General features: G+C 40.4%; 22 protein-coding genes. 8 read left to right on the forward strand and 14 right to left on the reverse strand.

What is annotated here, in order from left to right:
* Positions 1-210 precede the first annotated feature (210 nt).
* On the forward strand, positions 211-1,122 hold the full coding sequence (locus tag BCU68_RS00890; RefSeq protein WP_102562895.1) for a LysR substrate-binding domain-containing protein: 912 nt from the start codon (positions 211-213) through the stop codon (positions 1,120-1,122).
* Positions 1,123-1,125: 3 nt separating this feature from the next.
* On the opposite strand, the gene BCU68_RS00895 is transcribed toward BCU68_RS00890, so the two are convergent.
* Together BCU68_RS00895 and BCU68_RS00900 are read right to left on the reverse strand one after the other, a co-directional pair.
* A complete protein-coding gene (locus BCU68_RS00895) occupies positions 1,126-1,326 on the reverse strand; it encodes a DUF4250 domain-containing protein (protein WP_102562896.1) in 201 nt (66 codons plus the stop codon).
* Between the two features lie 109 nt (positions 1,327-1,435).
* The gene (locus tag BCU68_RS00900) at positions 1,436-2,119 is read right to left on the reverse strand and encodes a hypothetical protein (protein ID WP_102562897.1); all 684 of its coding nucleotides are present in this window, start codon (positions 2,117-2,119) and stop codon (positions 1,436-1,438) included.
* Positions 2,120-2,277: 158 nt separating this feature from the next.
* On the opposite strand from BCU68_RS00900, the gene BCU68_RS00905 reads away from it, so the two are divergent.
* Both BCU68_RS00905 and BCU68_RS00910 read left to right on the forward strand, forming a co-directional pair.
* Positions 2,278-4,557, forward strand: a complete 2,280-nt coding sequence (locus BCU68_RS00905) for a YgiQ family radical SAM protein (RefSeq protein WP_102562898.1) — start codon at positions 2,278-2,280, stop codon at positions 4,555-4,557.
* A 221-nt stretch (positions 4,558-4,778) separates the two neighbouring features.
* Positions 4,779-5,681: a 1-aminocyclopropane-1-carboxylate deaminase/D-cysteine desulfhydrase gene (locus tag BCU68_RS00910; RefSeq protein ID WP_102562899.1), complete on the forward strand. Its 903-nt coding sequence runs from the start codon at positions 4,779-4,781 to the stop codon at positions 5,679-5,681.
* 79 nt (positions 5,682-5,760) lie between these two features.
* Here BCU68_RS00910 and BCU68_RS00915 read toward each other — a convergent pair whose 3' ends face one another.
* The 10 genes from BCU68_RS00915 to thrS form a co-directional block, all read right to left on the reverse strand.
* Positions 5,761-7,413 carry a mechanosensitive ion channel domain-containing protein gene (locus tag BCU68_RS00915; protein WP_102563164.1) on the reverse strand — a complete coding sequence of 551 codons (1,653 nt, stop codon included), beginning with the start codon at positions 7,411-7,413 and terminating at the stop codon, positions 5,761-5,763.
* Positions 7,414-7,688: 275 nt separating this feature from the next.
* Complete coding sequence (gene pcp / locus BCU68_RS17000) at positions 7,689-8,327, reverse strand: pyroglutamyl-peptidase I (protein ID WP_198591665.1); 639 nt, start codon at positions 8,325-8,327, stop codon at positions 7,689-7,691.
* A gap of 9 nt (positions 8,328-8,336) precedes the next feature.
* A complete protein-coding gene (locus BCU68_RS17005) occupies positions 8,337-9,242 on the reverse strand; it encodes a DUF979 domain-containing protein (protein ID WP_198591666.1) in 906 nt (301 codons plus the stop codon).
* Between the two features lie 4 nt (positions 9,243-9,246).
* A complete protein-coding gene (locus BCU68_RS00925; protein ID WP_102562900.1) occupies positions 9,247-9,924 on the reverse strand; it encodes a DUF969 domain-containing protein in 678 nt (225 codons plus the stop codon).
* Between the two features lie 506 nt (positions 9,925-10,430).
* The gene (locus tag BCU68_RS00930; RefSeq protein WP_102562901.1) at positions 10,431-10,871 is read right to left on the reverse strand and encodes a GNAT family N-acetyltransferase; all 441 of its coding nucleotides are present in this window, start codon (positions 10,869-10,871) and stop codon (positions 10,431-10,433) included.
* Positions 10,868-12,001 (reverse strand): NADH:flavin oxidoreductase, encoded by a 1,134-nt coding sequence (locus BCU68_RS00935; RefSeq protein WP_102563165.1) that lies wholly within the window; start codon positions 11,999-12,001, stop codon positions 10,868-10,870. Before BCU68_RS00935 ends, BCU68_RS00930 begins: the two co-directional genes overlap by 4 nt.
* A gap of 167 nt (positions 12,002-12,168) precedes the next feature.
* Positions 12,169-12,522 (reverse strand): 50S ribosomal protein L20, encoded by a 354-nt coding sequence (gene rplT, locus BCU68_RS00940; protein ID WP_102562902.1) that lies wholly within the window; start codon positions 12,520-12,522, stop codon positions 12,169-12,171.
* 37 nt (positions 12,523-12,559) lie between these two features.
* Positions 12,560-12,754, reverse strand: coding sequence for a 50S ribosomal protein L35 (rpmI, locus tag BCU68_RS00945; RefSeq protein WP_102562903.1), 195 nt, complete (start codon positions 12,752-12,754; stop codon positions 12,560-12,562).
* Positions 12,755-12,862: 108 nt separating this feature from the next.
* A complete protein-coding gene (infC, locus tag BCU68_RS00950) occupies positions 12,863-13,414 on the reverse strand; it encodes a translation initiation factor IF-3 (protein ID WP_102562904.1) in 552 nt (183 codons plus the stop codon).
* 2 nt (positions 13,415-13,416) lie between these two features.
* On the reverse strand, positions 13,417-15,342 hold the full coding sequence (thrS, locus tag BCU68_RS00955; RefSeq protein WP_102562905.1) for a threonine--tRNA ligase: 1,926 nt from the start codon (positions 15,340-15,342) through the stop codon (positions 13,417-13,419).
* A 266-nt stretch (positions 15,343-15,608) separates the two neighbouring features.
* On the opposite strand from thrS, the gene BCU68_RS00960 reads away from it, so the two are divergent.
* Complete coding sequence (locus BCU68_RS00960) at positions 15,609-16,337, forward strand: DUF3581 domain-containing protein (protein ID WP_102562906.1); 729 nt, start codon at positions 15,609-15,611, stop codon at positions 16,335-16,337.
* 56 nt (positions 16,338-16,393) lie between these two features.
* Here BCU68_RS00960 and BCU68_RS00965 read toward each other — a convergent pair whose 3' ends face one another.
* Both BCU68_RS00965 and BCU68_RS00970 read right to left on the reverse strand, forming a co-directional pair.
* Entirely contained in the window at positions 16,394-17,653 is a 1,260-nt protein-coding gene (locus tag BCU68_RS00965) for a serine protease (protein ID WP_102562907.1), read from the reverse strand.
* Between the two features lie 179 nt (positions 17,654-17,832).
* Positions 17,833-20,919: an FAD-binding and (Fe-S)-binding domain-containing protein gene (locus BCU68_RS00970; protein ID WP_102562908.1), complete on the reverse strand. Its 3,087-nt coding sequence runs from the start codon at positions 20,917-20,919 to the stop codon at positions 17,833-17,835.
* A gap of 208 nt (positions 20,920-21,127) precedes the next feature.
* On the opposite strand from BCU68_RS00970, the gene BCU68_RS00975 reads away from it, so the two are divergent.
* The 4 genes from BCU68_RS00975 (at position 21,128) to BCU68_RS00990 (ending at position 23,617) form a co-directional block, all read left to right on the forward strand.
* Positions 21,128-21,820, forward strand: a complete 693-nt coding sequence (locus tag BCU68_RS00975) for a DUF3334 family protein (protein WP_102562909.1) — start codon at positions 21,128-21,130, stop codon at positions 21,818-21,820.
* A 168-nt stretch (positions 21,821-21,988) separates the two neighbouring features.
* Positions 21,989-22,681 carry a DUF2786 domain-containing protein gene (locus tag BCU68_RS00980; protein WP_102562910.1) on the forward strand — a complete coding sequence of 231 codons (693 nt, stop codon included), beginning with the start codon at positions 21,989-21,991 and terminating at the stop codon, positions 22,679-22,681.
* Between the two features lie 115 nt (positions 22,682-22,796).
* On the forward strand, positions 22,797-22,985 hold the full coding sequence (locus BCU68_RS00985) for a hypothetical protein (RefSeq protein WP_102563166.1): 189 nt from the start codon (positions 22,797-22,799) through the stop codon (positions 22,983-22,985).
* A 209-nt stretch (positions 22,986-23,194) separates the two neighbouring features.
* Complete coding sequence (locus tag BCU68_RS00990) at positions 23,195-23,617, forward strand: SulA-like leucine-rich domain-containing protein (RefSeq protein ID WP_102562911.1); 423 nt, start codon at positions 23,195-23,197, stop codon at positions 23,615-23,617.
* Positions 23,618-23,675 lie beyond the last annotated feature (58 nt).

Genomic DNA, 23,675 nt, shown 5'->3' on the forward strand with positions numbered 1-23,675 from the left:
CTGACACTTTCAATAAGATGTCTGGATGGCTAAACTATCGCGTTTTTTGTAAACATGAACAATCGTTAAATATTCATTTCAACTATGAGAAAAATTCAACTTAAGTGGGGCAATAGCCATCTAGCCGTTTACAAATGGTCGATATACACGTAATTTAACTCTGAAATATTGATTTATGAATTCAAGCTTAAGGAAATATGAGGACTTCTCATGATAGAGCTAAAACATTTACGCACATTGAGTGTATTAAGAGATACAGGGTCATTAACGGCTACAGCGACCAGTTTGCACTTAACACAATCAGCCTTATCACATCAATTAAAAGAGTTGGAGTCGAGGTTAGGTGGACCACTTTTCTTGCGCAAAACTCGCCCAGTAAAATTCACCTCTGAAGGTAATATTCTATTAAAATTAGCGGATGATATTCTTCCTCGAATAGGCAAAGCTCAAAATGAATTAGCCAGCCTAAAAGAAGATGTAAATGGCAGATTGCATATGGCAATTGAATGCCACTCTTGCTTCCAGTGGCTGATGCCAGCATTAAAGGAATACCAAGTTGCTTGGCCAAGTGTCACTCTCGATTTTTCTTCTGGATTTGGTTTTGAACCTCTACCTGCGCTGCTTGCTGGAGAGCTCGATTTGGTTATCACTTCCGACATACAACCGCGCTCGGAAGTACATTACGAGCCATTATTTGATTTTGAGATGTGTTTGATCACCTCAACTACCTCTCCCCTTGCCAATGTAGAGTCTATTCAACCCCATCACCTTAGCGATCAAACCATGCTATCTTATCCCGTACAAAAGCAGCGCTTAGATATCGTGAAGCATTTTTTACAGCCAGCAGGGGTTGAACCAGCAAAGTGGAAACAGGCTGACAATACATTAATGTTGGTGCAGATGGTATCGGCAGGCTTAGGGGTTGCCGCTTTACCTAACTGGGCAATTAATGAATTTTCAAGACAGGGATTAATTACTAGTAAACCGTTAGATACAGGGTTATGGCGACGCTTATTTGCCGCAACGAGAAATTCAGAAAAAGAGAAACATTATCTGCAAGCCTTTTTTAACACTGCCCGCCTACAATGTAAAAGCCACCTTGATGGGATCAAGATGGCATAATATTCAAGATTTACTGGCTTTAAACTGATTGGTAAGTGGATCGTATTGATAGCCTAATACATCAAACTTACCAACAACATGCTCGACATCCATTTCGTAAGCAATAACCAACTCATCAAAACTATCGCATTCTAAGCGTAATTTTTCATTGACTATACCCAGCAAAATCGTACTGTCGAACCCCTTAACATTACTTAAATCCATAGCCGTTCTCCAATGTGAGGTTAACGTTTTAAGCATAGTTCGATTTAGGCCAATGAGGAATATTCTCTGTCACATTCCTTACGATTAAACCTTATAATGAATAAACACCTTAAAACACGCTAAGTACCATTTGAAAATAAGTCGCAGCCATCAAGCCAACAGCCACGCTAATAAATAACTGGATTTTTTCCGCACTTTTCTGGGTAAATAAATGCCAACAACTGATCACAATCGTCGTAACTAGTAATGCAAAACCCATTAAAAGTGCTGGCGTCATTGCTGATAAAGTATCGTCTGACAGAGTGTAAGTATGAAAAATGATCGAGAGTACGATGAACATCCCTGAGACAAGAGCAGCAAGTGGCAATATATGGTGGAAAGCCTGTAAGCGAGTACGCGCTATAGTTAGGAGTAGATGAGTAAAGCCTGAACCTAAAAAAAGAATAAAGAGGCAATAAGTTATACCACCAGCCAATGAGTTTTGCTCAAAGGCCTGCATCAGCATAATGATAGAGGCAAAAATATTCGCACCATACAGTAACCACATAGGTCCTTGATCACGGGTTTTCTTGGTTTGAACTTGAGAGAAAAAATAAAATATTGTCGCAACAACAAGAAAAGCTTCAATATGATGCAAAGTCACGGTTAACCACAAAACACCAATCGCGGGTAGTACTTTATGTATACGCCCTCTTTGGCCTGGGCAAATATCTCCCTTTAACAAAATTAGCGTTAAAATCAGTTGTGTACCTAATAGCATAGGAACAAATACAGTTAATAGGGCATCCAGCATTTTTCTTCATCATTTGGTCAGGGTAATGTTTGATAATAGCAAAACCTGCTACGATCTCTCTATTCCTTTTTCATTTCTGGCTTTATAAGCAGTGATGGGTGTAGATAAGCCTATAACATATCGCTATAATGCCCCGCTCTTCAACCTGAGGCCGTAATATGTACAGCGACGATATCACCCCAATTCATCAATACAAAAAATACTGGGCCGAGTGCTTCGGTAGCGCACCCTTTCTTCCAACCAGTAGAAAAGAGATGGATGCCTTAGGATGGGACAGTTGCGACATTATTATCGTCACTGGTGATGCCTATGTTGATCACCCAAGTTTTGGTATGGCGATTATTGGTCGCTTATTAGAAGCCCAAGGCTTTCGCGTCGGTATCATTGCGCAACCAGAATGGAATAACAAAGACGACTTCATGAAACTCGGCCAACCAAATTTATTCTTTGGTATCACCGCCGGCAACATGGATTCGATGATTAACCGTTACACTTCGGATAAAAAACTACGCCACGATGATGCTTACACGCCTAACAATGAAGGTGGTAAGCGCCCTGATCGTGCAACTCTGGTTTATTCTCAGCGTTGTCGTGAAGCCTATAAAGGTGTCACGATTGTGCTAGGTGGCATTGAAGCGAGCTTGCGTCGTGTTGCCCACTACGATTACTGGTCAGATAAAGTCCGCCGCTCAGTACTTTTGGATGCCAAAGCCGATATTCTTCTATTTGGTAATGCTGAACGCGCACTTGTTGAAGTGGCTCATCGCCTTGCTAATGGTGAAGAAAAAACGCAGTTAACTAACATTCGTGGTACTGCAGTTAACTTAGCAGCGGTACCAGAAGGTTACACTGTGATTGATTCATCGCGCATTGAAAAACCAGGCAAGGCTTATGTGCCGGTTAATCCATATGAAGTGGAAACTCAATGTGAGACCAACAAAGAAGCAAAAGCAGAAGTGGTGGCTCAACCTATCACTATCCGCCCTTCTCGACATGACTCGAAAACTACCGCCGTTCGTCTGCCTCCGTTTGAAAAATTAAATAATGACCGCATTTTATACGCGCATGCTAGCCGTGTAATGCATTTAGAAACCAACCCATACTCAGGTCGAGCACTGATCCAACGTCACGGTGATCGTGAACTATGGGTTAACCAAATGCCGATCCCGCTAGAAACGGAAGAGATGGATTACGTTTTTGCATTGCCTTTTGCACGAGTCCCTCACCCGATGTACGGCAAAGCTAAAATCCCAGCTTATGACATGATCAAAACTTCGGTCAATATCATGCGTGGCTGTTTTGGTGGTTGTTCTTTCTGTAGTATCACTGAGCATGAAGGTCGTATTATTCAAAACCGTTCAAAAGAGTCTATTTTGGATGAGTTAGAAGAAATTCGCGACAAAGTTCCAGGTTTTACAGGCACAATTTCAGATCTTGGTGGTCCAACGGCGAACATGTATCGTCTAGGCTGCTCTGATCCTAAAGCGGAAAGAAACTGTCGACATCCATCATGTGTTTTCCCTAAAATTTGTAGCAAATTAGATACGGATCACAAGCACACCATCGATCTATATCGCTCTGCTCGTAAGCTAAAAGGGATTAAGAAGGTCATGATTGCTTCTGGTGTTCGCTATGACTTAGCGATTGAATCACCAGAGTACGTCAGAGAGCTGGTTACTCACCATGTCGGTGGCTACCTGAAAATTGCACCAGAGCACACTGAAAAAGGTCCTCTGGATATGATGATGAAACCAGGTATGGGCTCTTACCATCGCTTTAAAGAGATGTTTGAGAAGTACAGTAAGGAAGCAGGTAAAAAACAATACCTTATCCCTTACTTCATTTCAGCTCACCCAGGCGCTGAAGATGAAGACATGCTAAATTTAGCCTTATGGTTAAAGAAAAATAACTATGAGTGTGATCAGGTACAAAACTTCTACCCTTCACCTATGTGTAATGCAACGTCTATGTACTACTCAGAGACGAACCCATTAAAACGTGTGAAGTATAAGAAACGTGAAGAAGTACCGGTTGCTAAAGGTGAACGTCAACGTCGCCTACACAAAGCATTACTTCGTTACCACGATCCAGCAAACTGGCCTCTTATTCGTGAAGCATTGATCAATATGGGTAAAAAGTACCTTATCGGTGATAAGCCAAGCTGTTTGATCCCAGAAGAAGATCTTGAAGCACAAACGCCAGCTCAACGCCGTAAATCAGGCCGTCATGGCGCGAATCGTTTTGCGACTAAGCATACGGGAGCAAAAGGACAACCTGGATTAGGTGGTGAGCAAAGCCGCGATAACCGAGGGCAACGTAAAAAGCCAGCGGGTAAAGCGCCAGGACAAAATAAGTCGGGTAACCGTAATAATACTGGCAATGGTCAGTCTAACGATAGACCCGCTGCAGCAAGAGGAAAACCTAAGACGCGTCGATAGCAAGTTGCTAGTTGCTAAGTTGCTAGTTGCTAAGAAAGCCGGTTTCCAATTGAAAACAAAAGCGCAGACTATTCTGCGCTTTTTTTATTGCTTGAACATCCATTTACCTCATCAATATTTGCAGCATAAATATTAAAATATAAAAAGTTATCATCTAATCATTTACACCAGATGCAGAGTGCTAGATACTGTCGCCCCACAAAAATGCAATGTCTTGAACCATGAAGCTAAATAACAGCCCGATAACGCAACACCGCTTTGATAACCAGACCTTTTTTATTAAGCGTGATGATAAGCTACATCCTCTATTCTCTGGCAATAAAGCGAGAAAGTTTATGAGCTTACTCGAAGGTGACTACCCAGGTGTCAGCACCTTAATTGGTTATGGTTCAGCTCAAGCTAACTCACTTTATTCTTTAGCAGCACTGGCGCATATCAAAGGTTGGCAATTAGAGTTTTACGTTGATCGTATTCCGCAATGCCTCAAAGATAATCCATCGGGTAACTACCGTGGTGCTATGGAGCTTAACGCGAAAGTTATCGAGGTCGCTCATCTTTCGGATTTACACCCAGCTGAATACATTAATACCATTCGTCAACCCGATGCGAGTTGTCTATCGGTACCTGAAGGTGGTCGTTCAAAAATCGCAGAGCATGGTGTGAAACAACTGGCACAAGAAATTGTCGACTGGATACGATTTGAACCTAAACATGATTTCGTGGTTGCCTTACCATCAGGAACGGGCTGTACTGCTCTGTATTTAAATAAACACCTAAAGCCGCATAATATTCCGGTGATCACCTGCGCATGTGTTGGTGGGGATGACTATTTGACAACCCAGTTTAATGAGCTTGAAGAAAGCCAGCATCCTGATATTTTACCACTGGAAACTAAGCATCACTTTGGCAAGCTGTACGAAGAAGATTACGCGATATGGTTAGAGCTTGAAGAAGAAACAAATATTGAATTTGATCTACTTTATGATCCATTGATGTGGCAATGTTTACGCAACTGGCAACAAGAGAACCCGGAAAAAACCATCTTATATATTCACCAAGGGGGGATTCTAGGCAATGAAAGTATGTTGCCAAGGTACCAACGTCGGTTTCCTGAACTAAGATAATGCTAAATTAAAGTAATTCTGAGTCTGATAACCTTTCCCCATGGTTATCAGACTTTATATAAACCATATATTTTTTGACTTAGCTCTTTTCAGGAGTATGTGTATATAAATGAACATCTCGCTGTGGGAATGGTATCGAAACACCTTCAGCATCTAAGCGCTTTTTAACTTGCTCAGTGACATCCCAGTACACATCCCAATAATCGGTGGTTTTAACCCAAGGTCGAACAATAAAATCAACCGAAGATTCATTTAATGTATGCAGCTTTACCATAGGATTCGGCGTTTTTAAGACACGCTCATCGCTGGTTAAAATGTCCATAAAAATCATTTTAGCTTTATCAATATCATCGGCATAACCAATGCCAAAGACCATATCAACCCGACGTGTTTTTTCTGCTGTAATATTATTAATCACATCACCCCAAATTTTATTATTCGGGATCACCAACCTCTGATTATCAATCGTTTGTACTGTGGTTGACACCAAACTCATATTTTTAACAGTACCTTGAATACCAGCCACTTTAACCATGTCGCCAACATCATACGGACGATAAACCAGAATCATAAGACCAGAAGCAAAGTTTGATAAGGTATCTTGCAAGGCGAAACCAATAATCACCCCAGCAACCCCGAAACCTGTTAATAGTGGGGCGAGTTCAATACCGACCTGAGATAGAGCGATGAGTAAGCCAATGAAAATGACCACTTTAGCAGCGATAGAAACAAAGAAATCTTGCATTAATACGCTAAAATCCATCTTCGAGCGCTTAAGACTTTTACCCACGGTTTTCGCGACTAAACGTGAAACCTTACGCGTTAGATATAAGATACCGAGAAATACTGCAACCTTAACAATAATTGAAGGTGTATTCTCAAAAAGCCACGCTTTGAATGAAGTGACCCACTCTTCAAGTAAGCCATAGGCAACACTTGCATCCAGAACATCCGCATTAATATTACCCGTGAGTAACACTAATAATTGCTTATAATCTGTGACATTAACGCCCATAGGCTCCATTAGCTTCATGCCAGCTTCTAAGCTCTGCACAATCATCGCAATTCGCTCATTATATCGAACGACCACATCTTTTAACTCAGCTTTCTCAGTCGCGCTGACATAAGCGAGTCTTGCTTCCACTTCTTTCTTCTGTGTATCGGTATAAAGAATTAAGTTAGATAGCATTTCAGCTCGTTCAATAAGCGTTAGCTTAAAGCTATCCTGTGTTTCAGTAATGTCTAATCCATTATCTGCAGCTAGCTTCAACGTGGTATCAAGCTGTTTATAATAAACATCCATTATTGAAATACGTCTTTGCATTTTAAGTTCTAGCTTTAGCTTTTCTTCATCACTGGCAGCGCGAACCTCTGAGGCTAAGCTGTGTAACTTAGTGTCGCTTAATGCCAATAAATCTTCCAGTAACTTGATTTGTCCAAGTAACAGGTCAGTAACAAGTTCAGGTCTCCCCTCTACCTTCTCTGTATTCTCTGTATTCTCTGTATTCTCTGTATTCTCTGTATTCTCTGTGATTTTAAGCCTAATCTGGTCACGTAAATGCTCATTTTTACGACGCAGAATATCCTCTAGAAACTCTTTATCATTCTCATGAGCTTGTTCTAACTCGACAAGATCGGCGGTTAACTTTTGCTGTAATTCAATAAGAGCCTGAGCATAGACCGGAGTTGCCAATAATACTCCACTCAAAATTAGTATTTTAAAAAAAGCCATCACACACTTCATACACACCTTCCCTGTCTCTAATAAGCTATTAATAAACGCTGTGACCGCCTATCAATAACAACTCATTAAGTGTATGTAGCGCTTAGTTATCTATCCATCTGATCACGATAAAAAACAACGATTTGTGACCTTAATAACAGATAATGGTGAGATATTATTCACGACGCCGAAACTAAGCCCTTATTACCGAAACAAGATCAAAAAAGCCTAACAACAATACGTTATTAGGCTTAATAAGATGAACTCGTTTTCAGCGTCCACAGTTAGCAGATTGTTCCGCCACCTTGCTGAATATCTTGTTCATTATCAATGATAGCTTGTGCTGCAATAGCCAAACCTTCAGCGATAACCTCAAGCTTCATAGTTGGTTGCGAACCATCAACGGACTGCTCAGGTAAAAGAGGAATATGAACAAAACCATGTCGAATATTACTATCTTTTAAATAATGCTGAATACCGTAAAATAAGTGGTTGCAAACAAAAGTACCAGCCGTATTAGAAAGCACCGCTGGAATGCCTTGCTTTTGCATTGCATCTACCATTGCCTTTATCGGTAATGTCGTAAAGTAGGCATCTGGACCACCTTGAACAACTGGCTCATCAATCACTTGAATACCATCGTTATCTGGGATGCGGAAGTCATCAACATTAATCGCTATACGCTCAGGAGTAATGGCAGCACGTCCAGATGCTTGCCCAACAGTAATCACCGCGTCTGGCTTTTGCTCTTCAATCGCTTTTTGTACAACATCAATCGATTTATAACGAACAACAGGCACCTGACAAATTGTAATTACCCCACCATTCAACTGACGGTTTGCAATTAACTTCACTGCTTCTAATGCAGGGTTTATCTTATCATTGCCAAATGGTTCAAAACCTGTAATTAAGATTTTTTTCATAATAAACTCCTAAAAAGCAAACATATACATAAATGCAGTGTTAATCACTAACATAATAAGACCAGGAATAAATTGAGTCATGATGACTTGGTTCTTATTTTCTAATTCTAATAATGCTGCAGGAACAACATTAAAGTTGGCTGCCATTGGCGTCATTAAGGTACCGCAATAACCTGAAATCATACCAAGAACACCAATAACTATCGGATCTCCGCCCATTTCAACCATAAGCAGCGGGATACCAATGCCGGCAGTAATCACAGCAAAAGCTGCAAATGCGTTCCCCATTACAATGGTAAATATCGCCATTCCGAATGTATAAGCAATCACATAAGCCAGTACACTGCCATGAGGAACGATCTCTTTTACTATCTGTGAAACCGTATCACCGACACCAGCTTGACCAAATAAGTAGCCTAGTGCCGCGAGAAATTGAGATAAAATTGCTGCCCAACCAATGGTATCAATTAAGCGACGCCCTTCATGAATACTTTGTACAGGCTTGCATTTAGTTAAGACATTCGCCGCTAGCAGTGCCAAAATAGAACTAAAACCAAGACCAATTAACGCACTTGTCCCCGTCAGTTGACTCCATAAAATAGTACCAATCGGCACGATAATGGCTGGTAGGAATAATTTATTTTTCAGTGATTGTGCACTGGCTGCTCTAAATTCATTGTTACTAGTGTTATAAGACCCGATGCCCATCAATCCAGATGCCGCTATCAGTGTCATGACTAAAACAAGTACACCAACAAACCAATCTGGTAAGACACTGCCAAGACAAAAAGAGACACCGTAAGCGAGCCAGAAACAGCCTGTTCCGATGGATTTAGCATTTTGTTTATCTGCAAAACTCTGAATAGCAAATGCAATTAATAGTAAACCTGTTGCTTGATAAATATACTCTAACATTGTCTTACTCCTGCTCACCTGCTTTCTTTAAGCGAGAATCTTCAATCCAAGCTCTAATATAAAATACGACGCATGAAGCAAGTGCTGTCGGAATTGCCCACATGAACATTTCATTTAATGCCACGCTATAGCCATGATCTTCTAGAACACCTTTGATGAGTAATAATCCACCAGCACCAATAAAGATTAATTGACTAAAGAAGTTAGCAAAGTTTTCACTCATTGCTGCTAATGCTCGTAGATGCTGTCTTTCTTTATTTGATAGTGGCTTTCTTCCCTTTTCTGCTGCCGCTTCTGCCATTGGTGCAACAAGAGGACGGATCATTGAAGGGTGACCACCTAAGTTAAGACCTAACCCATTAGTAACTTTGCGAAGTAATAAGTAAGTCAGCATCACACGCCCCGCTGAAGCTTGCTTTATCGAGCCAATTAGCGTTTCAGCACGCTCCCTTAAACCAAACCTTTCTAGCACACCTATCATAGGCAACACTAAAATAAACAATGACATGTAGCGGTTCTGTGTAAAAGAAGCACCGAGAATCGATAAGATCTCAATAAAATCAATCTTAGCAACCAGTCCTGTTACTATCCCTGCAATCAAAATAACCAATAAGGTATTTAAGCGTAACGCTAAGCCAATGGTGATAATTGCTACACCAATTAAAGGCCAAAAATCAATCATGATAAACCCTTTCATAAACATCGTACGCGCGTGGGTGCAATGAAAGCTATTGAACTTTATCGCCAATAACTTCCCCGCTCTTTAAGGAACATAATTATTCCATTTAAAGTACTATATTATAATTACCAACAATAACAAGCATGCTGAATTCACATGCTCACTAATCAACCACACAAGAAGATTATTTGTTAATACTATAATTAATACTGATTAATATGGCGAGACACACCACAACAAAGTAAATATATGAATATTTAATCCAATAAATAGAAATAATTATAGCGATGGTAGCTCGTACTATAAAAGACGCTCCTCGAAGCTAGCATTAAGCATACTGAATATTTATTCATTTTAATTATTTATATCTAATTTATAAATAATAGAGGTGAGGTTTTATAAGCCGCTCAGATAGTATTACGCAGTAATTAATCTGAACGGTTTATTAATGGCGTAGAAATACCTTTAAATATCGTATATTTGATAGGTATTGGTTAAAAGCGTGAGCGTTATTTTACTAGTGTTTTTATGAAGCTGATTTTACTGTCTGATGTTGAGCCATTATCTTCATAGCCACTAATTTGATATTGGCTAGAAATAAGTAACTGGAGCATAGCTGGGTAGCGGTTCATCGATTTTACACTTAATTTACTATACCCTGCACTTAAAGCCCACGCTTCTTGTTTCTCTCGTAAAATAGTAGCAATCCCTTGTTTACGATAACTAGGAATGACCCCACCTAACCAACTATAGAATTCACTGTCGGATAGCTGGTAACCGACTTTATAAGCAACAGGAGTATCACCTGACTTGGCAATCAAGATCAGAGATGGCTTATTTACGAGTCTTGCTTCGATTTTTTGTCTTGTGGTACGACCGTCGAACTCTGGCACTTGAGCATCAACCAATAAAAGATCATCAATAGTCCCCAGCGAAAAAGTTAACGTCACAATTTCCCCTCTCTCAATTGCACTGATCTTTCTTTATTACGATTGGCATTATAGACAACACAAAAATTACCACGCCTGGTTCGACATTTAGAGCAACGCTCACAATCAACAGGGGCTTGCTGACCTTCTTTCCAACGCTTAATTAAATGTGGTTCTGCAAGTAATGGTCTAGATACAGCAAAAAATTCAATCCCTGTTTTCTCAGCCATACTTTCTATTGCATGAATATCACTTAAGCCACCAACAGTTATAACGGGAATATCAACCTCTCGACTAATGATATCTCCGTATTCATGAAAATAACCTTCCGCTTGCAAAGTACAGCCATCAAATGACTCACCCACTAATGCACTGGCATTACCATGAATATTACCTGAGACAATAATGGCATCGACACCAATTTGTTCCAGTTTTTTACATATTTCACGCGTTTCAGTAAATGTTAAGCCACCTTCAAAAAACTCGCTTGCTGTTAGTTTAACTAAAAGTGGAAAGTCATCACCAACTAACTGTCTCGTTTGTTCTAGTATTTCGATTAAAAAACGCAGACGATTATCTAAACTACCACCGTGCTGATCATCACGACGATTGTAGTAAGGACTTAGAAACTGATTAATCAGATAAGTATGAGCAGCGTGGATTTCTACACCATCAAAGCCTGATTTTTTAGCCCGTAAACTAGCATGAGCAAAAGCATTCACGATGTAATCTATTTCATCTTTTGTCATCGCCTTACCTTGGGTTTTTGTTCCCCGCTCAGGCACTTCACTAGGAGAAAAAATCACTCGCTCGCCAACATTGTAAGTCGTTTTTGTTCCACCATAGGCTATCTGCATAACTATTTTAGCGTCGTATTGATGCACAAGATCGGTCAATGTCTGGTATTCATCAATGAAGCTATCGTTATAAATACCCATCATGCCAGCATTAGGCTTCTCTTCTTCAACAATATTGGCATAGCCCGTTACGATAAGCCCAACCTCTCCTTGAGCTAACTTTTCATAAATATCATACAGTTTTGCCGTCATATGCCCATCATCTGTTGCCATATTTTCCCAAGTTGCACTACGTACAAACCGGTTTTTTAATGTCATATTGCCAATACGGGCTGGTGAAAATAATATGCTCAAATCTAACTCTCTTACCATTTGTTGAGGAGGTACCAATGCAAAATAAAATCTTAATGAAGAATGCCAATCGTAGTAAATGCTGGTATAGCGTTACTTTTCTTAAATGACAGGCAATAAAAAAGGAGAGCCGAAGCTCTCCTTTTTCTTAAACCTTACGGCAACTCTAATTAAAGAGCAGCTTTCGCTTTAGCAACTAGAACTGCAAATGCAGCCTTGTCGAATACTGCGATATCAGCAAGGATCTTACGGTCGATCTCGATAGATGCTTTCTTAAGACCGTTGATGAAACGGCTGTAAGATAGACCATTTTGACGAGATGCAGCGTTAATACGAGCAATCCATAGCTGACGGAACTGACGCTTTTTGTTGCGACGGTCACGGTAAGCGTATTGGCCAGCTTTAGTAACTGCTTGGAAAGCTACGCGGTAAACACGTGAACGTGCTCCGTAGTAACCTTTTGCTTGTTTTAGAACTTTCTTATGACGTGCACGAGCTTGTACACCACGTTTTACGCGAGGCATTATGTCTCTCCTAAACTAAAATAAATAAACTAAAAAATTAAGCGTATGGCAACATACGTAGTACAGCAGCAACTTCACACTTAGGTAAGATTGCGTTTGGACGTAGCTGACGCTTGTTCTTAGTAGTACGTTTAGTCAGGATGTGGCGTTTTGTAGCGTGCTTAAATTTGATACCACCAGCAGTTTTCTTGAAACGCTTAGAAGCACCTTTGTTGCTTTTCATCTTCGGCATGATGAAGACTCCGCATTGTTAGTTGTTAATAAACATAGTAATCAGGGCGAATAAAACACCATCGCTGTATAATACAGCAATGATGTCATATTACTTGTAGGCCGTTAATTACTTCTTTTTAGGCGCCAATACCATAATCATCTGGCGACCTTCAATTCTCGTTGGGAAAGATTCGACTACTGCAAATTCTTCAGTATCCGCTTTCAAACGATTTAGAACGTCAACACCGATGTTTTGGTGGGCCATTTCGCGACCACGGAAGCGAATTGTTACCTTCACTTTGTTGCCGTCTTCTAGGAAACCAGTCAGGTTGCGTAGTTTTACCTGATAGTCTCCAATATCAGTCCCAGGACGGAATTTAATTTCCTTGATCTGGACCTGCTTTTGCTTCTTCTTCTGCTCTTTCGCAGCTTTACTCTTTTCAAAGAGGAACTTACCATAGTCCATCACACGACAGACTGGTGGCTCGGCGTTAGGGCTGATCTCTACAAGATCCATACCAGCTTCAGCAGCTGCTTCTAGCGCTTCGTTGATCGATACGATACCTACGGCTTCGCCGTCTGCACCAGTTAAACGAACTTCACGAACGCCACGAATGTCACCATTTAAACGGTGCTGGTTTTGTTTGGCCGGTTGTTGGCCACGTCTTCCGCCTTTAATAGCTATTCCTCCAGATTGAGCTTACGGTTTGAAACCTCAGCTTGGATGTATGAAATAAAGTCATCCACTTTAAATTTGCCAAGGTCATTACCTTTACGTGTACGTACTGCAATTTCGCCGGCTTCCATTTCTTGGTCACCACAAACTAACATGTACGGAACACGCTTCAAAGTATGTTCACGGATTTTAAAGCCTATCTTCTCATTTCTCAAGTCTGCTTTGACTCTAAATCCACTTTTTTGCAATTTTTTTGTAATTTCTTGCACATATTCGGACTGTTTGTCCGTAATGCCCATTACAACAGCCTGCTCCGGCGCCAACCAAGTTGGGAAGAAGCCTGCATATTCTTCAATTAGGATACCGATGAAACGTTCAAGAGAGCCTAAAATCGCTCTGTGAATCATAACTGGCGTGTGACGCTCGTTATCTTCACCAACATAAGTTGCACCTAAACGCTCTGGTAATGCAAAATCAAGCTGCACTGTACCACATTGCCACGCACGATCCAGACAATCATGCAAAGTAAATTCAATTTTCGGTCCGTAGAAGGCACCTTCACCATCTTGAATTTCGTACGGTATCTCCATCGACTCAAGCGCTAGCTTAAGATCGGCTTCGGCACGGTCCCACATTTCGTCAGAACCAACGCGTTGCTCAGGACGAGTCGATAGTTTAACAACAATGTTCTCAAAACCAAATGTTGTATACGTATCGTAAACCATCTCAATACAGCCTTTCACTTCTTCTTGTACTTGTTCTTCAGTACAGAAAATGTGAGCGTCATCTTGAGTGAAGCCACGAACGCGCATTATACCATGTAATGCACCAGAAGGCTCGTTACGATGACAAGAACCAAATTCAGCCATACGCAATGGCAAATCACGGTACGATTTCAGACCTTGGTTAAAGATTTGAACATGACCAGGACAGTTCATTGGCTTAATTGCATATTCACGGTTCTCAGAACTTGTTGTGAACATCGCTTCAGCATATTTGTCCCAGTGACCAGAACGTTCCCATAATACGCGATCCATCATTAATGGACCTTTTACTTCTTGGTAATCGTATTCTGTTAGTTTCTCACGAACAAAAACTTCAAGATCACGGAAGATAGACCAACCATTATGGTGCCAGAATACCATACCAGGTGCTTCTTGCTGCATGTGGAATAGATCTAGGTGCTTACCGATTTTACGGTGATCACGCTTCGCTGCTTCTTCAAGACGCGTTAAATGTGCTTTCAGTGCTTTTTTGTCATGAAATGCTGTACCGTAGATACGCTGAAGCATTTTATTGTCACTATTACCACGCCAGTATGCGCCAGCAACGTTTAATAACGTAAAGTGCTGACAGAAGCTCATGCTTGGTACGTGAGGACCACGGCACATGTCAATGTATTCTTCATGATGATATAAGCCTGGGCGATCATCTTTTGATACATTTTCATCTAGAATTTCAATTTTGTACGTTTCGCCGCGTGCTTCAAATGCATCGCGAGCTTCCTGCCAGCTAACTTTTTTCTTAATTACTTGATACTTAGTTTTAGCTAGCGCCTTCATGCGCTTTTCAATTGCATCTAAGTCATCTTGAGTTAAAGATTGCTCAAGATCGATATCATAGTAGAAGCCGTTGTCGATGGTCGGACCAATCGCCATTTTTGCTTCAGGGAAAAGTTGCTTAATTGCATGACCTAGTAGGTGAGCACACGAGTGACGAACAATCTCAAGACCGTCTTCATCTTTTGTCGTGATAATTTCTAGGCTAGCATCGTGTTCAATAAGATCACAAGCATCAACACGGGTACCGTCAACGCGTCCAGCGATTGTCGCTTTAGCAAGGCCTGGACCAATAGATGCAGCAACATCCATCGTAGATACAGGTGCGTCGAATGAACGTTGACTACCGTCAGGAAGAGTAATTACAGGCATTTTATATCCTTTACAGTGGTGTTGCATACCAAGCAACACTTGCTAAGTTTATCTCTCTAATCAATACAATGCTTAGAGATACGGGTAAATCATCTGATTTGAGATAACACAAACTAAGTACAAATACTGATGCACCTAAATTGAGTCAGTTGCACATTGTAACTGACACTACAAAAATAACAACCTTATGCCAAATAACTGGATAGACCATTTAGCACCTCCTAGTTGTTTATAATCACTGCAGTTCCCATTACCGATAGATATTTATGTTTTTAACACCCTACCACTCAAATACCAATAATCAGTTCCAATTCACTCGTGAGCAAGCGAGTCACTTTGCCAAAAAAGTGGCTGGAGACTTTAACCCCATCCACGATGAAGACAATAAGCGTTTTTGTGTCCCTGGTGATCTGCTATTTGCAGTATTGCTTCAAAAAGAAGGGATAAGCCAAAAAATGCAGGTGAAATTTTCAGGGATGGTTAGCGATAATACCCCACTACAGATCATGAATATTAGTGCGAGTGATAGTGCGCTCGTTGATGATAACGGCAAAGAGTATCTACACATGACTCGTCAAGGTGATTCATCACAGGATCTTAGCTTTATCGAGCATGTTGTCACCAATTACGTACAGTTTTCTGGCATGAACTTCCCACACATCATGGTACCGCTAATGGAAGAACAGCAGATGATGATCAATTGCCAACGTCCTTTAGTTATATATGAAAGTATGGATATTGAGTTTAGTCGCCTTGATCTCTCGCATCCTGAAGTCGATTTTACCGGTGCTACTTTCAATGTTGACGGTAAACGTGGCGTTGTAACATTAAATTTCGCCTTTAAAGAAGAAGGAGAAGTGGTTGGTCATGGCATAAAACGCATGGTTGCTAGCGGACTAAAACCTTACCAACAAGACGCTATTGACGATCTTGTTGAGCGCTTCAATGCCTGTAAGTCTGCTTTTTTGGCCGCAGAGATAAGCACTTCTCTTTAGGGAAACCGACATTTCAATCAGTCCCCCTTATTAAGGTTAATTAACGATAATTGAACTTAATCATTATATCGAGTGATGCCCTTAAAAATCACTCGAGTACACCTCCTGCTCAATCGCTTCCCTACCATGGCGAATAAAACCAAGAGCCACCAACCCATAGCACCACCACTTGAACCACTATCTAATTCTATTTCTGCTGCATCCATTCCTATATAATGTATTTCCAATGTGAATGGTTCAATACCTTCTACATCATGACTCAACACGATGGCACTTTGCGCTTCACCGTAATCTAATACTGAAAAAATGATGCTGACAGTGCATGAACCACCATTATTGATCACTAAATCACTACAGTTATCTTCATCTAAGGTTGCATTCTCTAATTCGCTAAGTTGATACACTACGCTCTGTGAATTGTTATTCTCAATAGTGAAAGTATGCGAATAATGTTGTGAGCGAATTTCTAATACACCAAGATCGTCTTGATTAATAAAGTGCTGGCCTGCTATTTTCTGCGCTATCCACTCTTCAAAATACCCAACATTGGCATATACACCGTAAGCATTTTCTTGAGCGCAGCCAACACCCCAACTGACAATGCCTAACTGTTTATATTCACCATTATCATTAAATACTATCGGACCACCACTATCCCCTTGGCAAGAATCTTTTCCACCTGCTAAGTAGCCCGCACAAAAAGCATCATCTCCAATACCTGCATAGTCACCACCTAAACTGCGACACTGAGTTTGTGAAACTAAAGGGACATCGACTTGATAAAGCAGCTCTGGATAGTCAGCAACTAAATTGGGATCGGATTGTAAATTCCCCCACCCCATAACCGTTAAAGTTTCTCCTGTATTAACTTGACCATAATCTAGCCAAGTCGCTAATAAGGCTGTTTCGACGGATGGAAGTTGCTCCAGTTCTATAAGCGCAATATCATAATCAGTGCTATTTAAATTATATAATTCATGTACATATAACTCTTTTATTGCAATACGCTCACCAACCAAAGGGGAATCGGTCAAATCACTGACACCCAGAACAACCTCAATCTCATCAGCGTCTTTATCTGCGACACAGTGAGCAGCGGTCAATACATACCCGTCACCAATATAGTTTCCACCACAAAAATGACCATCAAATGCATTCACTCCAGCCTGTATAAGTGCCGCCATCGAAGGCCATTGCCCTGACTTTGCCTCTTCTCCACCAATAATTCGAGTTGACGAGTCAGACTCTTGCGCATGTAAAGGAAAAAAAGCAAAACAAAAAAGTGCTGTACTTAAAATAAGGCGTAACAATCGCATGGTCACTATGTCCTTTCGAGTAATCAAAGTCGTCAGTGATAAATATAAGCCATGAATCGATTTTCTGACACTTACGCACCAAAAAGCCTCCTAAAATAGATTCATTTTAGGAGGCTTTATTTGATAACTAGTGGTTATTGAGTTGATTAATAAAGCAAACAGAAAGGCATCACTAAAAATTACAGCATCTCATTTAGTGCTTGCAGTGGATGTAACAATACTTGTCCTTCAAAGCGCTTAACTTGACTTCGACACGAATACCCAGTGATCAAACAGCGCTCTTTAGGTAGTGTTTGTAGGCTTGGTTGCCAACTTAAATCGTAAATATCTTTCGACATCTGTAATTTATCGGCTTCGTGCCCAAAAGTACCTGCCATGCCACAGCAACCAACAGGAACTGTATTTAACACCCCACCAAAGTGAGTAAATATAGCGCCCCACTCTTTTTCGGCATTAGGAAGCTTGGTTTTCTCAGTACAGTGAGCAAGCAGGTACCAAGGTTTGGTCAGCGCATCACTCTCTTTTTGTGCAGTCGATGGAGTAAATTGTGCCAAATTCGGCATAAGCCACTCATGCACCGTTAATACTTCAAAATCACCTCGTTTATCCCCTAGTACTTCGGCATATTCATCTCGATAGCAAAGTACTAAAGCAGGATCAACACCAACCATAGGTATTGATAAGCTAGCCACATCAGTTAAAAAGTCAGAGGCTGTTTGTGCACTCTTCGCAAACTGTTTTAAAAAACCTTTAATATGCTGCGCTTTACCATTGGGTTTAAACGGTAACATAACAGGAACTTTATCCAGCTTGCGTACTAATGAAACAAAGTCGGCTACAACTTGCGCATCGTAATAGCTAGTAAAAGGGTCTTGAACAATCAATACATACTGTGCTTTTTCCTCAACCGTCAGAGCATCTAGCATCGCTAAATCAAAATCAACCACCCCTTGCTCAGCCTGCATTGTTAAATGGCGCTCTAATGTTGGTACTGATAATAAAGGAGTATCAACATAGCCGACCGTTGCTTTGGTTAACCCTTTCACCCAAGGTTGGGCAATAACGGTATTCACCACTTTAGGAAACTTCGCCATTAACGGCAGCATTGTTTCAATATTTGCAACTAAATAGTCTTTTGCTGGGCGCTGATAACGAGAGTAGTAAATATTTAAAAAACGCGATCGAAAGCTTGGGACATCGACTTTGATCGGGCACTGCGTAGCACAAGCTTTACAAGCTAAACATCCATTCATCGCTTCATAAACTTCATGTGAAAAATCGTACTCATGGCGTTTATTTATCCCATTGCGTACTTTTTCTATCATGGTTTTAATTGACGGTGTTGATTCAAGAACCAGTTTTTCTAGGTCAAGAATATCAATCCCTTGTTCGGTTAATTGACGCAGCCACTCTCGAACTAACCCAGCGCGCCCTTTTGGTGAGTGACGACGATCAGCGGTAACTTTCATTGAAGGACACATCGGAGAACTTGTATCGTAATTAAAACACAAGCCATTACCATTACACTCCATCGCCTGCTTAAAGCTATCTCTAACTTGAACATCGATCTGGCGGTCGTAATAGCCACGTTTAACCGCACTAACCTTGACTAAACCTTCTGTATGCGCAGTACGTGCTGCTGCATTCGCTTCTAGCGGTGTACAAATTTTGCCAGGGTTCATCTTATTATGAGGGTCAAAAGCCGCTTTGATACGACGCAGTTCTGTAAATAATTCATCACCAAAAAAAGCGGGACTGTATTCAGAGCGAAAGCCTTTACCATGCTCACCCCACATTAATCCACCATATTTAGCGACTAATGCGACAACTTGATCAGAGATTTGATGCATCAATGCTTCTTGTTTTGGATCGCACAAATCAAGCGCTGGGCGAACGTGTAAAACCCCTGTATCAACATGCCCAAACATACCGTAGCGCAGCTGATGGCTGTCTAAAAGCTGTCTAAACTCAGCAATAAAGTCCGCTAAATTTTCAGGTGGTACACACGTGTCTTCTGCAAATGGAACCGGTTTAGCACGACCTTCTGCAGCTCCTAATAACCCAACGGCTTTTTTCCGCATGGCATAGATACGCTGGATACTCACTAATTCTGAACACACTTGAAAACCAATAATACCAGACTGCTGCGCTGCTAATTGTTCATCCAGCTTATCGGTAAGATCCTCAACCTGTTGCAGCACTTCATCTTTACTCTGCCCAGCAAATTCGACAATATTAATACCGAGCATTTCCTGATTAGGCACATCGGTTAATAGATCGCTAACGGTATGCCAAACAATATCTTGCTTAGCGAGATCAAGAACTTTTGAGTCAATGGTTTCGACTGATAAAGCCTCTGCTTCAACCATAAATGGCGCATTACGCAAAGCAGCATCGAAACTATCGTATTTAACATTCACTAATATTCGAGTTTTCGGTATTGGCGTTAGATTAAGTTTCGCTTCCGTTATAAACGCCAATGATCCTTCAGAACCACAAAGTATGCGTGTAAGATCAAATTGATCCGTTTTGTCATTAAGGGCATTTTTTAGATCATAACCCGTTAAGAAACGGTTGAGCGGCGGAAATTTGGCGTTAACTTGCTCTCGCTTATCTCTACAAACCTGTTCACTTACCTTTAATGCATTCGCAGCGTACTCTTGCTCTAAAGGAAGGCCATGAGATAAATCTGACTCTAGGCATGAACCGTCTGCTAATACAGCTTGAACCGATAAAACATGGTCTGAGGTTTTTCCATACTTTAACGAACCTTGACCTGAAGCATCGGTATTGATCATTCCACCAATTGTGGCACGATTACTGGTTGATAGTTCTGGAGAAAAGAAATAACCATAAGGTCTAATAGCATCATTGAGCTGATCTTTAACAATGCCAGTTTGAACCCTAACCCACCCCTCTTTTTCATTTATTTCAATAACCTTATTCATATATCGGGAAAGATCAACGACGAGGCCTTGAGTGAGAGATTGCCCATTCGTACCTGTCCCCCCCCCACGAGGTGAAAAAGTAACACGCTCATAAATAGAGTCCGTGCTTAACTGACCGATAAGAGTGACATCGTGGGTGTTTTTAGGGTGTACCACAGCTTGTGGTAATTGTTGATATACACTGTTATCCGTCGCTACAGCAAGTCGGCTTGAATAGTGTGTTTCGATATCTCCGCTAAAACCAGCCGTTTTTAGTGCTTCTAAAAACTGGACAATAACGGGATCAACATCTGAATGTAATTGAAGTCTTGGTAACATAGTGCTTCCTGCCCCCTAAAACACTGATCCAATCAGTTATGGGTTAAATGTTCATTAATAATCTTTGAATCTGATCACTTTACACCATCTAAAAAGGCGATCAAATCATAATCTCAACTCAAAAATACAACTCATGCTTTCTTTATTTTAATTTCACGGCACAATAGCTGACGTTAATTTAGAGCACAGGACTCATTGAGCATAAAAAATGAAAAAAAATAAAGTAATAACCACGGAAGATATTCTACTAAAATTATGTCAGTCGGTTTCAAGCGTGCTAACTTCAGCCACAGATTCTCAAGTCTCTTATTCGGCGATGGTACAAAAAATCAACAAAACGAGTCTAAAGCCTGACTTTGGTTGTTTTGTTCTCTTTGATGGTGGTTTTTCAGGTTTAGTTGTTATCAACTTCACGGCAAAAGCGGCATTAGAGTTATATAGCAATTATATGCGCAATATGGGAATGCCTGAAGAAACACTAGCGATTTCACATACCTCAGATGAAGTTGCCGATGTACTTGGTGAGCTAATGAACCAACTTGTTGGCAATTTTACCAATAAGATCCGTAAAGAACTACAGACACATATCACGCAAAATCAACCTAAAATGCTGGCACTAAATAAGCAAGTTATCTTATCTGTTGATACTAATTTAGACCGCCCACAAGCACGCCGCGTTAGCTTCTCAACTGAACAAAATAATATTTTCTATCTTGAGCTTGCTATGGATAAAACGGAGTTCATTCAGCTAGAAGAGTTTGAAGTCGAAACCGACGTTTGCCCAGATGAGATTTTAAAAGAGACACAATCAAACATGCAAAAAGTGTCAAAAAACTCTGACAATCAAGCGGCTTCAAACAAAAACGAAGCTAATGACTTGTTAGATGAGTTAGGTATTTAGCCCCTTCTTGCCTTTACACTCCTACACCAAAATCCTTTTCTATTATTTCGATCTGCTCCACAGAATGAACTGTGAGGCAGATCTATTTTCTCACTTCATTTGAGTTCATAGCAAAAAACAGTAAAATGATTGGCTATTCAAAAATCGTAGATCGTTGTATTAAATTTGATGGATAAGAAAAAAGCTCTAAAAAAAATCGCTAAATGCCTTGAACTCGGTAACTCAGCAAATGTAAACGAAGCAGCCAATGCCATTAAGATGGCGCATAGGTTAATGATGAAATATGGTCTTGATAAAGACGATATTGAATTCATTAAAATGGGAAAAACACAATCTAGCCATCTTTTACCTGCGAATGTCGGGTCGACTATCTTGCGTATTGTGCGCGGTATCAATACAAAGTTTGGCGTTGAAGCTGTTTTACTTAACCATAAAGGTCTTAAGCGCTTAGAGTTTATTGGTGAAGCGGATCGCGCTATTTTTGCCGCGTTTGCTTTTGATATTGTTTATCGTGAAATGAATGAACACACAGGGCAGTTCCGTAATAGCTTTGCAGGTTCAGGGACAAGCAGTGCAGAAGTCACGCGCCGTGTTAATTCATTTGTTTCTGGTTGGGTTGAGGGGGCTTTAGAAAAGTTACCGACTATCACGCCTGATGATGAATCGAATAACAAAATCAATGATTATATTGATCGCGAATTTCAAAATATTGATCGCGAAACTTTCAAACAACAACTACGTGATGCAATGAAAAATATCACTGCAGATTATGAAGTTGGGCTTAAAAAAGGACGTAAAGTTTCGGTTAATCGTCCAGTCAATGGGGCTCAAGAAATCAAACGTATCAGCAAAGAATCTTAATAATAATATTCAACGATACTTTTTAACAAAAACGTCATGAATTATTCACTTGATTGAACTCAATATGCCATACTCTTTTTCAAAAATAAGAAAAACAAAAGCAGCGGAGTATCTAATGTTAAAGCAAGAAGGGATTTGTGATTGGTGTAAACAACATAATTATGTCATGAGACATGATTATCTCGATGGCCTTTTTCACCACTCATGCCAAAACTGTAATGAGTGCGCTACACACGATGTGCGTCAATTTAATAATGAAGAGCAAGAAGAACGAGATAAAGAGAAGCTGAAACAAGCCAGTTAATTTATCTTATTGTTTAAAAGCTTCAACAACCTAGTTACAGGCATATAATCGCCTGAGGTTATACCGCCTGAACAAAAGCGCCTATTGGCGCTTTTTTTATATTCGTTACATCAAACATATTTTATTAGAACAATCATACTTTTCTCTTGATCTCACTCCCAAAAAAAACTACTGTATACACACACAGTATGTACAAGGGAACAGTATTTATGTTTAAGGTTGAATCACACAACGACACACCATTAGAGCAACATCATTTCTATGATCACCACTCATACTTTACTGGTCTAAAAGTCATACAGAATGATAAGAAGAAAGTAGATTATTTAAATAATTTAGCTCAATTATCATTAACTAAAAAATGGATCTTGTTCACAGCAGAATGCGATCGCCCTTCGAAGCAGAACTTAAAAAAACATGCGATACAATACGATTACATTATTCATATGAAACGTTCCCTACAGTTATCTGAAGCCGATGTGGTCGAAAAAGCCATTCGAACAGGTACGGCAAGTGCCATTGTTGCGAGCGATAGAGTAAGTTACTTATCTCAACGCCATTTACACCGCTTAGCAATCATTCACCATTGTGAGGTGTTTTTTATTCCCGCAAAGGTTTATTCCGTACATTAATCATTTCAGTGCCTCTTTCAGTTAGAGGCACTAATTTTGCCCACCAAAGGCAAACGTT

It is taken from the genome of Vibrio sp. 10N.286.49.B3, assembly GCF_002873395.1.
GTDB lineage: Bacteria > Pseudomonadota > Gammaproteobacteria > Enterobacterales > Vibrionaceae > Vibrio.

Excerpts from the sequence above, each read along its gene's own strand:
- BCU68_RS00890 (WP_102562895.1), top strand. The coding sequence starts at position 211 with ATGATAGAGCTAAAACATTTACGCACATTGAGTGTATTAAGAGATACA.
- BCU68_RS00895 (WP_102562896.1), bottom strand. The coding sequence starts at position 1,326 with ATGGATTTAAGTAATGTTAAGGGGTTCGACAGTACGATTTTGCTGGGT.
- BCU68_RS00900 (WP_102562897.1), bottom strand. The coding sequence starts at position 2,119 with ATGCTGGATGCCCTATTAACTGTATTTGTTCCTATGCTATTAGGTACA.
- BCU68_RS00905 (WP_102562898.1), top strand. The coding sequence starts at position 2,278 with ATGTACAGCGACGATATCACCCCAATTCATCAATACAAAAAATACTGG.
- BCU68_RS00910 (WP_102562899.1), top strand. The coding sequence starts at position 4,779 with ATGAAGCTAAATAACAGCCCGATAACGCAACACCGCTTTGATAACCAG.
- BCU68_RS00915 (WP_102563164.1), bottom strand. The coding sequence starts at position 7,413 with ATGGCTTTTTTTAAAATACTAATTTTGAGTGGAGTATTATTGGCAACT.
- pcp (WP_198591665.1), bottom strand. The coding sequence starts at position 8,327 with ATGAAAAAAATCTTAATTACAGGTTTTGAACCATTTGGCAATGATAAG.
- BCU68_RS17005 (WP_198591666.1), bottom strand. The coding sequence starts at position 9,242 with ATGTTAGAGTATATTTATCAAGCAACAGGTTTACTATTAATTGCATTT.
- BCU68_RS00925 (WP_102562900.1), bottom strand. The coding sequence starts at position 9,924 with ATGATTGATTTTTGGCCTTTAATTGGTGTAGCAATTATCACCATTGGC.
- rplT (WP_102562902.1), bottom strand. The coding sequence starts at position 12,522 with ATGCCTCGCGTAAAACGTGGTGTACAAGCTCGTGCACGTCATAAGAAA.
- rpmI (WP_102562903.1), bottom strand. The coding sequence starts at position 12,754 with ATGCCGAAGATGAAAAGCAACAAAGGTGCTTCTAAGCGTTTCAAGAAA.
- thrS (WP_102562905.1), bottom strand. The coding sequence starts at position 15,342 with ATGCCTGTAATTACTCTTCCTGACGGTAGTCAACGTTCATTCGACGCA.
- BCU68_RS00960 (WP_102562906.1), top strand. The coding sequence starts at position 15,609 with ATGTTTTTAACACCCTACCACTCAAATACCAATAATCAGTTCCAATTC.
- BCU68_RS00965 (WP_102562907.1), bottom strand. The coding sequence starts at position 17,653 with ATGCGATTGTTACGCCTTATTTTAAGTACAGCACTTTTTTGTTTTGCT.
- BCU68_RS00970 (WP_102562908.1), bottom strand. The coding sequence starts at position 20,919 with ATGTTACCAAGACTTCAATTACATTCAGATGTTGATCCCGTTATTGTC.
- BCU68_RS00975 (WP_102562909.1), top strand. The coding sequence starts at position 21,128 with ATGAAAAAAAATAAAGTAATAACCACGGAAGATATTCTACTAAAATTA.
- BCU68_RS00980 (WP_102562910.1), top strand. The coding sequence starts at position 21,989 with ATGGATAAGAAAAAAGCTCTAAAAAAAATCGCTAAATGCCTTGAACTC.
- BCU68_RS00985 (WP_102563166.1), top strand. The coding sequence starts at position 22,797 with ATGTTAAAGCAAGAAGGGATTTGTGATTGGTGTAAACAACATAATTAT.
- BCU68_RS00990 (WP_102562911.1), top strand. The coding sequence starts at position 23,195 with ATGTTTAAGGTTGAATCACACAACGACACACCATTAGAGCAACATCAT.